At 47.3% G+C, this 12,071-nt stretch carries 11 protein-coding genes; 4 read left to right on the top strand and 7 right to left on the bottom strand.

The genetic code is table 11. From position 1 onward, the window contains the following. Nucleotides 1-129 precede the first annotated feature (129 nt). Nucleotides 130-1,377, top strand: a complete 1,248-nt coding sequence (locus L0660_RS22425) for an ATP-binding protein (RefSeq protein ID WP_235161396.1) — start codon at nucleotides 130-132, stop codon at nucleotides 1,375-1,377. A 26-nt stretch (nucleotides 1,378-1,403) separates the two neighbouring features. On the opposite strand, the gene L0660_RS22420 is transcribed toward L0660_RS22425, so the two are convergent. The 3 genes from L0660_RS22420 to L0660_RS22410 all read right to left on the bottom strand — a co-directional run bounded on the left by L0660_RS22420 (nucleotide 1,404) and on the right by L0660_RS22410 (nucleotide 5,961). Then, entirely contained in the window at nucleotides 1,404-2,252 is an 849-nt protein-coding gene (locus L0660_RS22420) for a hypothetical protein (RefSeq protein ID WP_235161395.1), read from the bottom strand. Between the two features lie 42 nt (nucleotides 2,253-2,294). After that, entirely contained in the window at nucleotides 2,295-4,946 is a 2,652-nt protein-coding gene (locus L0660_RS22415) for a c-type cytochrome (protein ID WP_235161394.1), read from the bottom strand. Nucleotides 4,947-5,067: 121 nt separating this feature from the next. Next, the gene (locus tag L0660_RS22410) at nucleotides 5,068-5,961 is read right to left on the bottom strand and encodes a LysR substrate-binding domain-containing protein (protein WP_026630372.1); all 894 of its coding nucleotides are present in this window, start codon (nucleotides 5,959-5,961) and stop codon (nucleotides 5,068-5,070) included. Nucleotides 5,962-6,116: 155 nt separating this feature from the next. Here L0660_RS22410 and L0660_RS22405 point away from each other — a divergent pair, with 155 nt between their 5' ends. After that, nucleotides 6,117-6,518, top strand: a complete 402-nt coding sequence (locus L0660_RS22405; RefSeq protein ID WP_235161393.1) for a DUF1801 domain-containing protein — start codon at nucleotides 6,117-6,119, stop codon at nucleotides 6,516-6,518. Nucleotides 6,519-6,591: 73 nt separating this feature from the next. Here L0660_RS22405 and L0660_RS22400 read toward each other — a convergent pair whose 3' ends face one another. Continuing rightward, nucleotides 6,592-6,966, bottom strand: a complete 375-nt coding sequence (locus tag L0660_RS22400; RefSeq protein ID WP_235161392.1) for a hypothetical protein — start codon at nucleotides 6,964-6,966, stop codon at nucleotides 6,592-6,594. A gap of 174 nt (nucleotides 6,967-7,140) precedes the next feature. Between L0660_RS22400 and L0660_RS22395 the strand changes: the two genes are divergently transcribed. Next, nucleotides 7,141-7,938, top strand: a complete 798-nt coding sequence (locus tag L0660_RS22395; protein WP_235161391.1) for a HipA family kinase — start codon at nucleotides 7,141-7,143, stop codon at nucleotides 7,936-7,938. Next, the gene (locus L0660_RS22390) at nucleotides 7,913-8,299 is read left to right on the top strand and encodes a DUF3037 domain-containing protein (protein ID WP_310589065.1); all 387 of its coding nucleotides are present in this window, start codon (nucleotides 7,913-7,915) and stop codon (nucleotides 8,297-8,299) included. Before L0660_RS22395 ends, L0660_RS22390 begins: the two co-directional genes overlap by 26 nt. A gap of 1 nt (nucleotide 8,300) precedes the next feature. On the opposite strand, the gene L0660_RS22385 is transcribed toward L0660_RS22390, so the two are convergent. The 3 genes from L0660_RS22385 to glgB form a co-directional block, all read right to left on the bottom strand. Continuing rightward, entirely contained in the window at nucleotides 8,301-9,092 is a 792-nt protein-coding gene (locus L0660_RS22385; RefSeq protein ID WP_235161390.1) for a LytTR family DNA-binding domain-containing protein, read from the bottom strand. 216 nt (nucleotides 9,093-9,308) lie between these two features. Further along, nucleotides 9,309-10,106, bottom strand: coding sequence for an SDR family oxidoreductase (locus L0660_RS22380; RefSeq protein WP_233796044.1), 798 nt, complete (start codon nucleotides 10,104-10,106; stop codon nucleotides 9,309-9,311). Nucleotides 10,107-10,136: 30 nt separating this feature from the next. Further along, entirely contained in the window at nucleotides 10,137-12,068 is a 1,932-nt protein-coding gene (glgB, locus tag L0660_RS22375; protein WP_235161389.1) for a 1,4-alpha-glucan branching protein GlgB, read from the bottom strand. Nucleotides 12,069-12,071 lie beyond the last annotated feature (3 nt).

The raw sequence follows: 12,071 nt of genomic DNA, 5'->3' as shown, positions 1-12,071 counted from the left end.
AAATATAAAATTCGACAAAAGACTCCGGTAACGCACAGCCGGTGACCGTCGCTGCCGCATGGATTAAAAACTTTGCAAAATAGCGGATATGTTGGCTAACTTTGAAAGGATACGAAATGTAAAACAAGGATGGATAATACCGAGGCGGCCCTGCTATCAGACATTGAAAATGTAAAAAATATCCCGATCGTATCTACCATGCTTGAAGTGATCTGTAAATCAACGGGAATGGGTTTTGCTGCCATTGCCAGGGTCACCGAGGACAGGTGGATTGCGTGCAGCGTACGGGATGAGATTTCTTTCGGATTGGTGCCGGGAGGCGAATTGAAGATAGAAACCACCATATGCAATGAGATCCGGGACAACCGGCAAGCCGTTATCATCGACCATGTACAGATAAGTGAAATCTTTGCCGATCACCACACGCCGAAGATGTATGGTTTTCAAAGCTATATTTCCATCCCCATTATCCTTCGCAATGGTGACTTTTTCGGAACATTATGCGCTATCGATCCCAAACCTGCGTTGCTTAACAATGCCAAAACCGTTGGCATGTTCAATCTTTTTGCTGAACTGATCGCCTTTCATCTTGAAACGTTGCAGGTCGCGGAGCAGAGCAAAACGGCATTGAACGAGATGAACCACAAGCTGGTGGATTCGGTGATTGAAAACCGCCAGTTCAAGTATATTTCAAATCATAATTTGCAGGAACCGTTGCGGAAAATGCGTGTTTTCAGCAGCATGCTGGTGCAGGCAGGCGAAGCGGGCGATGTGGAGAAGATCAAGTTTCTTGCGGGTAAAATTGATGATTGTGCCCGGAAGTTTTCAGAGCTTGTGAAGGAGTTGTCTGAATTTTCGGAACTATATAGTGACACTGATTTTGAGTTGGTTGACCTGAGGAAATTGGTGGCCGAGGTGTGTGGGGAGCTGAGTAAGGAGCTGGATGAAAAGAATGTCAGGGTGCAAATCAACGAGTTACCCGTCATCAATGCGAGTTTTTCACAGATGAAACAGCTTTTTTATAGCCTGATCACCAACTCTTTCCAACATTCGAAAAGAGACGGACAGCATGAGATTACGATCGGCTCGAAGGAAATCACGCAAAAAAATACGCCCCAGCTGCCGGTGCAGAATGATGCTGAATTGATCGAAATTATGATCCAGGACAACGGAGCAGGTTTTTCAAAACAACAATTGGAAAAAATCTTCGACATTTTCCCTAATCTGATCAACGAGGAACTTGAAAAAAGCGATGGCTCGGGGCTGGTTTACTGCCGCAAAATAGTCCGCAATCATGGCGGCAGCATTGCAGCAGAATCCGAGCCTGGCCAAGGCACTGCATTTTCCATCATCTTACCCATCCGTGCCCGCAGTTAAGCAATTAGGGCAATGTTCTCGCTCTGTTAATAGTTAAATTCCATCGTATAGGGAGTGAAAGCCGGGCTTTTGGATCCGACGCTGACTTTGCTTGGATAGCCATTTGCAGCGTATTCATATTTGTAATCAATAGAATAAATCGGGCCATTGGCATCGCTTACGGTCTCTTTCACCACATTGTTCGGGTTCATTGCATGTGCAGCCAGCTGCCCGGTCCGGTCCAGGCCAAGCTTAAAGAACGGGTTCGGATGATTATCAAATTCGTATTCGACATAATTGCCGGGAGCAGTTTGTTCGGCATATTTGACCCAGCTTTTGGCGATATTATGCTGCCCATTCCGGATGTAGAATATTGAAAAATCGTTGGCTGTGTTGGTCTTCTCGGTAAATTCCTGGCGCGTGATAAAACCTGCTTTATCAATTGCATAGGTTCTGTAAAAAATTTCCAGGAAGATCAGGTTCTCTTCCGTTACTTCCCGCAATGAATCATTATCAGGTTTATTGAACCGGATCGAATACGCAGGTTTGAAAACATCGGAAACGGTTTGCGCTTCGCCGTTCCAAGCCGCGGAGACTACATCGTAAGACTCTGTAACCCCCGCGTTCCTTACGAAATTGCCGCTTTGATAATGCCCCGGAACATTAAAAAACAGGAACTTTTTTTGTTCGCGAAGCAAATCTCCCTCATAAATGTATTCCGCGGCCAGCTTGCCGTTATACAGCAGCTTTTTCAATTTTACATCTACGGGCGGCGAACCAAAAGGCGCCTGCTGCTTCGCCAGCACCGCAGGGTCCGGGTAGGGCGTGGGCTGGTTTTTATCGTCGTTACAGGATCCCAGTGCAAGCAAGAAAAGAAACGCCAGATGTTTTTTCATGAATGGAATGTTTAAGATTGAACCGGGCTGCAACGACTGCCGCTATTTCCGTTGCTGAGATAAAAATGTGATCAGCGAAGCAAATTCCTCGTAAGAAAGCTCATTAGCAAGCCCCGGAGGCATCATTGACGTCTCCATTTCTTTCCGCGAAATGATATCGGATGCCTTTATAACCGTTACTTGTCCGGTAATGTCACGGATCACGACCTTCTCCGCAGATTCTTCGGAAACGAATCCCATGTAAGTCTTATCCCCATTTGCATTGATCAACACCGAGGCAAATCCCTGAGAAATTGATGCATTGGGCTTCAAAATGGATTCGGCGATTTGTTCGCGGTTCATAATGGAGCCGATCTGGCCCATAAATGGTCCTTTCATGACTTCGCCTTTGCTGAGGCTGTGGCATGCAATGCATCCCTGCTTGGTGAAAAGCTGTTTTCCCAAAGCAGGATTACCTTCGATTTTGGCAATCGCCAGCATGACGTCTTCAATGGAAGATTCGCCCACCTGCCCTTTTTTATTTCGGATTTTATTTAAATCAATTTTCACTTCTTCTTTGGCAGCAACCACTTCTTCACCGCCGAATTCGGTGATTCCCATGCGCAGTTTACCATTCAGGTCGGCAAAGCGCTGCTTTCCGTTTTCATCCGTTTTTTTCCATTCCTCCATCAAAAATCCTTTGATCGCATCCGACGATTCCCATGTAACGGCCTTATAGTAAGGGCCGTGCGTGTCTGGGCGGGTGCTCCACCACCAGGAGCCGTCATAAGGTGCTTCTTTTTTGTAAAGCCTTGCTAATGTGGTCATTATCTGGTTTTTGGATGCATCGTCGTTTGCTTGTCCGTAAGCAGAAATCAGCCCTGATACTGCTTTGGGATCATGCATGTAACGCAGTGCCCATAGCGCGAGCGTGGCATTTTCTGTTCCGATGGCTTTCACGCATGCATCCACAGCATTGAGCGCAACAAGTGCTCTAACGGCAATGTGCGGGGCTATAATGGGTGAGTTTGGCGTTGCGTGCGGTCCTTCTGTTCCTTTGGCAGGTGATACGAATGATGCAGGCACCTTAACTTTCAGCAATGCGTCTGCCGTTTCAGGGCGGCCCAACCGGCCTAATCCTACCGTCGATACAAGCTGGACGCGCGGAGATCCGTCTTGCAAACCTTTCAGAAACGGCTCAACAGGGACATTGGAAACATTTTTCAGGCGATCGGCCAATGCGCGGAGGGCAAATTCCCTCACATCAATATCTTCGGTGAGCTTAACGAGGTTATCCTGGCCGGAAGTGCCTGCAACCTGGGCGTATGTGAAAATCCCGGCAACACGGGCGTAAAGCGGAAGTTTTTTGTTCGTGGCAATGGCTAAGGACGCTTTTCCGGCATCTTTTGCTTTCCGGGTAAGCAGCTCCTGCTGCGCAGCGAGGCGTTGCACAGCGCTTGCATTCGTCAGCAATGCAGCCAGGTCTTTTACAGAGGATTTTTTAAGGTCAGCAAAAGGCTTGTACTGCCAAGTTTTGGGCACCGCACGAACCACAAAACCTTTGCCCGGATTCCCTGAATAACCCGCGCCATCCCAGGCGGATAAGTAAACGCTTCCTGCCGCATCGATATCAATATCTGTAATCTGGGCAAGCTTGATGAATTCCTCTTCTTTCTGCCTGAACGTAGGCCCGTCGGGTGTCACCCTATGAATGTAGAGCTGGTTTCTGCCCCAGTCGGCCATCATAGGCACCTGATTGTATTTTGCGGGCCAGTTGGGATCATCCATAAACAAGGACCCCGTTCCCGAGCCACCGCCTACATCGACGAGCGCTGGAATAATTTCTTCTGTAAAATGCTTGAAGAGAACAGGATACCCATATTCACCTGATTGTATCTGATGGCTGAACCGAATGTTCCAGCCACCGCCGTCATTGGTGTTGTCTCTTGTGAAAATATTCATGTAAGGGTCAATCGCCACATCGTAAATGTTACGCATACCGTGGGTGAAAACCTCCATCTCAGTCCCGTCGGGTCTGACGCGTACGATTCCGCCACCCAGTTGGGTCAGCTTTTTGCCCGACCTATCGACGGCGTCATGAAAACCAAAATCACCGACAGCAATGTAAATCCAGCCATCGATCCCCATCCGGATCCCGTTTGTTGAATGATCCGTTCCGCGGCTTTGGAGGAATTTTGGTGAGCTTATGCTTTGGATCAAAGGAGAAGGGCCTCCGTCGGCCACGCCATCCCGGTTTTTATCTTCGAAAACGACCAGGTCCATCCCTGATGCCTTTTGTGTTTCTTTTGAAAAAGTGGTGTGCAAAACAAACACGCGATCACCCATCGCAATGATCCCACGCGGATTGTCGACCTCTGCGAATGTGGTATGTTTATCAACTTTCCCATCATGATCCGTATCGACCAAGCGCACAATGCGTCCTTTTCCGGGCGTTTTCCCCAGTGATCCGATCATGTCAACGCCCACAAAAACTTCTCCGCTGGCTGCAACAGCAAGGCAGGCCGGACTTGGCGTAAGGTCTGATCCGGCAAAATGAGTAACATTCAGCTCGGCAGGCCAGGCAGCTGCATTGGGAAGAGAATCCGCTGTTACAGAGCGGGTTGAACTGTTAACGGATGCAGAACGGTCGATCGCTGCATTATTCCAGTAAAGGATCAGGAAGGCAGTTACGAGACTCAGAGTAATCTTTAACATAATGGGATTTCAGAAAAACAATTCATCTTGTTTCAGATGAAAAATATGGATACAAACTCAACTTAATAAATGGGATATTCGGAAATAACTACTCAAAAAAGCCTCAATTCATTTGGGACGTCTACTTCGCAACAAAGCGGGCGAATTTCATAAAAAGGTCGGGTAATGCCTCGTGCTGTCCGTGCAGGATCGTAAAATAGAAGTAGCGCTCAATGTTCAGCCCTTCCACATCCACAATGCGGCATTCCTTGCTTTGCAGCTCTTTCAGCACGGCATGAACGGATAGTAACGCCATGGAATCCGAATGCAGCATATATAGTTTCATGCTTTCGCTGCTGCCCAGCTGCATTTCAATGTTCAGCTCGGCAATGCTGACGCCAATCGTCTTTAAGGCATGGGCGATCACTTCCAATGTCCCCGAACCGGGTTCGCGCATGAGCAACGGGATGGTTTTGAGCTTTTCGGGTGAAACGGTGCCGGTCATGGCAGTCGGGTTTTTACTGGCAGCCACCAGAACAATTTCGTCCTTTAAAAACTCGATATACTTTATAGCAGCGTTTTTGGAAAAACCTTCAATTACGCCCAGGTCAATCTCTTTGTTTTGCAGGGCTTGCTCAATCTCTTCGGTATTCTTAATGGTGAGGGTTACCTGAATGTTGTGAAACTTCCTGTGAAAAGCCGCCAGGATAGGAGGGAGAATGTATTGCGCGGCCGTGGTGCTGGCGCCGAGCCGCAGCTTTCCGCCCTGGCGCTGTGCCAGGTTGTTAATCTCAAACTCAATGTTACGGTAAATCTCAAAGATCTGTTCGCTATGGTGCAGGAGAATTTCGCCAGCCTGGGTAAGCTTCACACGTGAGCCGTTACGCTCAAAAAGCTTGGTATTTAGCTGATTTTCAAGTTCATGAATGTGCTTTGTTACGGCTGGTTGTGTGATATAAAGCTCCGCAGCCGCTTTTGTAAAGTTGAGCCGGCGGGCGACCGTGTTAAAAACCTGTAACCGAAAATCGAAGACCATGCTGCAAGTTCGCTGTTAAAATTACAAATTCAAAGACAGCAAAGATGCCTCATTCGAGGCATGTGCCGCACTGGAAGGTGTTAATTGTTTGGATAAAGCATTGCAAAAAATAAGCAATTGCCGTAATTGCAGTAACCTTAATCTAACCTGCGACCATGGCCAAAAAAACAGATCAAGAAGCGAAAGCGAAACCTGTAAAATTAAGCGACGCAGCGCAGGTGGAGGCGTATATGGAGCAGTTGGAGCATCCGTTGAAAGCGGAAATCGAAGCGGTCCGCAACATTATAAAAAACGCTGATCCTGAAATCAAAGAAAGGATTAAATGGAATGCGCCCAGCTATTATACATCGGCCGATCTGCTTACATTTAATCATAGACTGCAAACAAAAGTCCATTTGATCTTTCATCACATTGCCATTGTACAAATTAAGTCAGCACTTCTGGAAGGGGATTACAAAGACCGGAGAATGATGTACTTTACTGATATGGCCGATGTGGAGGCTAAAAAAGGTGATTTGGAGGAAATTTTGAAAACCTATACGAAGCTTGCCGGCTAGCAATGTTTTGCGGTTTTTTGATACAAAGGCAAAAATAAACCCCGACGCTGGATCGGGGTTATGGTCAACTTTTTTAAGGCCTGCTTCTTCTCTTGGTCGTGTCGGGCATTGCGGCGCCACCGCTTCGGATCGTTTTCTTATTGCGTTTTACTGAATAAGATGTCGTGGTGTCGGCATCGGGGCGACCGGTGCTGCTTCTTCCGTTGATCGTCCCGTTTGTGCTCACGGTTCCGTTGTCATTAAGGATAGGTCCGCTCTCGGCGTTGGACGAATCCTTGACGATTGCGGAGACATCGGATGTGTCTGTCGAAGAGCTCAGCCTCGAAGATTTTTTCTGAAATGTTCGCTCAGAGCGTTTTGATTCCGTTTTGTTATCCCGCGATTGTGAAAAGGCAATCGTTGGTGCAGCTAACACCATCAAAATCATTAATATTTTTAACCGTCTCATGCGCTTGGTCGTTTGGGTTGCCAGTTTGTTTAATATTAAGAGAAGTATCAAATACCGTTCCAACCTGAGCGGATGTGAGTAAAGCCTCCTTCTGATGGCGCAGGTGATGGCTGAAATGGACTTGTTTAATGAAAAATCTCTATATTGACAGCTTTGAACCGTTAGTATAATGTAATGAATGGTCAACAACTTCAACCCAGAACTGTAAATGTTACCCGATATGTTACCCCGCTGCGGGAAGGCGGATCGCTGCCTGCTATTGCCGAGGCCGACGACGATTTTTTATATGTCCTGAAATTCCGCGGGGCCGGGCAAGGAACAAAAGCGCTGATTGCAGAGCTGATAGGAGGGGAAATTGCGCGATTGCTGGGTTTGAAAGTTCCTGAAATCGTTTTTGCCAATCTCGACGAGGCGTTCGGAAGGACAGAGCCCGACGAAGAAATTCAGGATCTGCTTCGCGCCAGCACGGGGTTGAATCTGGCCATCCATTATTTATCCGGCGCCATTACTTTTGATCCCGTGGTAACCGACGTGGAGTCACGGCTTGCATCCGCAATCGTATGGCTCGACAGCCTCATTACCAATGTAGACCGCACGGCGAGGAACACCAATATGCTCATGTGGCACAAAGAGTTATGGCTTATAGACCATGGCGCAGCATTGTATTTTCATCATTCGTGGGATAATTGGGAAGAGCAGGCTAAGCGGCCGTTTGCACAAGTAAAAGATCATGTGCTGCTTCGTTACGCTGCTGATATCGAGTCTGTTGATGCCGAATTCAAGTCCATTTTAGATGTTGAGAAAATTGAGGCCGTTGTATCGCTGATCCCGGATGACTGGCTGCTGCGCGATGCGCCTTTTGAAACTGACGAAGAACATCGGCAGGCTTATGTGAAATTTTTAGCGTCGCGGCTCTCCGTGTCGGATGTATTTGTTAAAGGAGCTAATGATGCAAGAGCAGCACTTATTTGAGTACGCCGTAATTCGCGTCGTGCCCAGGGTCGAGCGCGAAGAATTTGTGAATGTGGGTGTTATTTTATTTTGTCCGTCAAAGCGTTTTCTGGAATGCACCATTGAGCTGAATGCTGCCAAGTTGCGTGTACTGTCCGAAAGCCTGGACCTCGATGAGGTAAGTGCTTACCTGAATGCATTGAAGTTGATTTGTTTGGGCAAAAAAGAAGGCGGCACCATTGCTGGGCTGCCGCCTGCATCGCGTTTCCGCTGGCTTACCGCCACGCGAAGCACTGTTGTACAATCATCAAAAGTGCATCCGGGCTTTTGCCGGGAACCGGAAGTGAGTTTGGATAAATTGTTTGATCAAATGGTCAGATAACTTAGCGCAGGTTCAGCTGCTGTTGGACTTCTTCCTTCTTTCTTCTTGATACTTCCACCTGCGATCCGTCGGAAAGGAGCACATACTGACTGTTGTGCGACACTTGCTTAATGTACCGGGAGTTAACGAGGTGTGATTTGTGCGTGCGGATGAAATTAAAGTCGGCCAGCATTTCGTCAAAGTGCTTTAAGGTTTTGCTGGAAACGAACGGTCTTTTACCAACCAAATGTATGGATGTATAATTTTTGTCTGCTTCGAGCCTCAGGATTTCGTCCAGCATAAAGAAGAAAACGCCTTCGCTGGAAGGGACGGCCAGACGAAAATCTTTAATTTCCTTCTTCTTAATATTGTCCATCAGGTTGTCCAGAAGCACCTGACTCGGGCGGGCATTCTTCTCCTTCACTTTTTCGATATGCCGTTCAATGGCAGATCTCAATTCTTCCACACAAATGGGTTTTAGTAAGTAATCCAGCGCACTGAACCGGATTGCCTGGATGGCGTATTTATTGAATGCGGTTATAAAAATGATATCGAAGTCAGGATTCTTTCGGCCGGCCAGCAATTCAAAACCAAACTTTCCCGGCATCTCCACATCCAGGAATATGAGTCCGGGCTTGAATGTTTTCATCACTTCCACTGCTTGATCCACCGATCGTGCCTGCCTGATGGTCATTTCCTCCGGGATCATTGTTTCCAGATAATTGGCAAGAATGTGACGGGCTTTGATTTCATCATCGATAATCAGCGCGTTTATCATAATGTCTTTAATGTTGTAAAGGGTGACGTGGGACACATAAACTGATCGACGCTTGGCCAGGCATTACCCGGTGAGGCCAGGTGATTATCATGGAAACGCTGATCTGTTTTTAACCGGAAGTATAATTAAAAGAAAAGAAGAAGAATGTGCTTTTTCAACCATTAAAAGGCCGGTGAGATTTATTTAAAGGCTAAACGCAAAAAGGCCATATCACCCTGCGATGATATGGCCGTAAAGTCGAAATGTTGGAAATTAATCCTCAGTAACAGGCTTTTGCATTTCGTTCATGTTATGCGCGACCATGCTATCGGGCGTCACATTGCTCATACCCATTTGTAATTTATTTTTAAGCCCGGATATCACCTTATCCTTGCCCGACATCAATGCGTCGTAACCATCCTTGGCCACGCCCGCGGGATCAGCTTTGGAATCTTCGTCCTGCACAGCTTTACTGCTGTTCATGTCTGCTTTGTTAAAGAAATCGGTGTCGGTAACGCCTGGTAACAATGCGGTTACGGTTATATCCGTCTCGCTCAATTCTTCACGCAGCCCCTGACTGAACGACAACACAAATGCTTTTGTCCCGTGATAAACCGCTTGCCATGGGCCCGGGGTTTTACTGGCAATAGAGGCCAGGTTAAGGATTTTACCGGAATTCGCTGCCAGCATATCTTTCAGGAAAAGCTTGGTAAGGATCACTACAGCTGAAATGTTCAGCTCAATAATGTCCAGTTCGCGGTCCAGCTCATTATCCTGGAATAATCCGTAAACGCCCTGGCCGGCATCATTCACCAGCACATCAATGGTAATCCCTTTGCTTTTCACTTCGTCATAGACTGACAAGGTTTCCTCCCGGTTAAAAAAGTCCTTCGCAATTGTGATCACTTCCACACCATGCTGCCTGAACTCCTGCGCCTTCACTTCCAGCTGCTGCTCGTCGCGCGATACGATCACCAGGTTATACTGGTCTTTTGCAAACAGCAGGGCCAACTCGTAGCCTATGCCGCTTGTTGCGCCTGTGATTAGCGCATATTTTCCATTAGATGACATAATTAAAGTAGTTTATTGATGAAGATTAAATTACAACCAGTCAAAACCCCGGACATATTTTAATACAACAATGCCAAGGGGTGGTAAAACGAGCGGTAGTGAGTGAATTCTTCCGTGTTTTGGAACAGGATAACTTTCCTGTTCTTCCCGGTTAACCACATCAGATCCGCCATATTTCAGATCATCCGTATTAAAGATTTCCTGATAGTATCCAGGCTTCGAAACTCCAATCCGGTAATTGCTCTTAACAATCGGCGTGAAGTTTCCGACAAAAATCAGATCGTCCTCTTCATTTTTTCCTTTCCGGATCCAGCTCATGATGCTGTTTACACCATCCTGGTTATCGATCCACTCGAAACCCTCTTGTGAAAAATTATTTTCGTAAAGAGCCGGTTGCGATTTATAGAAACCATTCAGATCTTTTAGCAAGAGCTGGATGCCTGTATGGGACGGATTGTTGTTTTCGTTCCAGTCCAGGCTGAAATCGTGTCGCCATTCGTGCCGTTGTGCAAAATCCGCGCCCATGAAAAGCAGCTTTGCACCCGGATGACCGAACATGTAGCCATAAAGCAAACGCAGGTTGGCAAACTGCTGCCAATGGTCGCCAGGCATTTTATTGATCATCGAATTTTTACCATAAACCACCTCATCGTGTGAAAGCGGCAAAGTAAATTTCTCAGAAAACGCATAATGAATGCTGAATGCAAGCTGTCCCTGATGATGGGAGCGGTAAACCGGGTCCAGTTGGAAATACGACAATGTATCGTGCATCCAGCCCATCATCCACTTCATGTCAAAGCCCAGGCCACCATTGTTTGTGGGGCTGGTAACGCCCGGCCAGGCGGTGGATTCTTCTGCAATGGTGAGAACATCGGGGAAATTGGTATGCACCGCATTGTTGAATTCCCTTAAAAAATCCAGTGCTTCCAGGTTTTCGCGTCCGCCATACTGGTTAGGGATCCATTCTCCTTCATTTCTGGAATAATCGAGGTAAAGCATAGATGCAACGGCATCAACCCGTAAGGCATCGATGTGGAATTTGTCCAGCCAGTAAATAGCATTTGAAATCAGGAATGCCTTCACTTCATTCCGGCCGTAGTTGAAGATGAAACTCTTCCAGTCCGGATGAAAGCCCTTTTTAGGATCGGCATGCTCGTAGAGATGCGTTCCGTCAAAATAGCCCAGCCCGTGCTCGTCGGTCGGGAAGTGGGAAGGCACCCAGTCCAGGATCACACCGATGCCGGCCTGGTGCAGCGAGTCAACAAGGAACATGAAATCCTGAGGTGTTCCAAAACGACTGCTGGGAGCGAAGTAACCAGTGAGCTGGTAACCCCACGATCCGTAAAACGGGTGTTCCATCACCGGCATAAATTCCACGTGTGTGAAATTCATGTAATTGCAATATTCCGGTAACTCGGCTGCCAGTTCGCGGTAGGTTAAGAAACGGCCCTCTTCTTCATCTACCCTCCGCCAGGAGCCAATGTGCATTTCGTAAACAGAAATAGGTTGGCTGAGCGGAGGTGCGCTACGGCGTTTTTCCAGCCATTGCGCGTCATTCCATTGGTAATCAAGGTCCCATACCACGGTGGCAGTGTGGGGTGGGGTTTCCCAGTGAAATGCGTAAGGGTCTCCCTTTTCTACTTCGTAACCATTATTGGAGCGGATAAAATATTTGTAATATTCTCCGCGGCCAATTCCCGGTAAAAAGCCCTCCCAAATGCCGGAACCGTCCGTTCTGCCATTTAAGGGATGTGATTCCCTGTTCCAGCCATTGAAATTTCCAACCACTGAAACCTGCTGCGCATTAGGTGCCCAAACGGCAAAATGCGTCCCCTTGACCCCGTCCCGTTCGATAATGTGGGAGCCAAGTTTATTATAAATATGATAATGTGTTCCGGACTTGAACAAGTCAATGTCAAATCCGGAAAGCATTGGCAATGCATCGCTGCGCTGATCTGTCATGGT

Source organism: Dyadobacter sp. CY351 (genome assembly GCF_021502625.1).
Taxonomy (GTDB): domain Bacteria; phylum Bacteroidota; class Bacteroidia; order Cytophagales; family Spirosomataceae; genus Dyadobacter; species Dyadobacter chenhuakuii.
The sequence above is the reverse complement of the archived record's forward strand: the minus strand, read 5'-3'. Positions and strand labels throughout refer to the sequence as shown.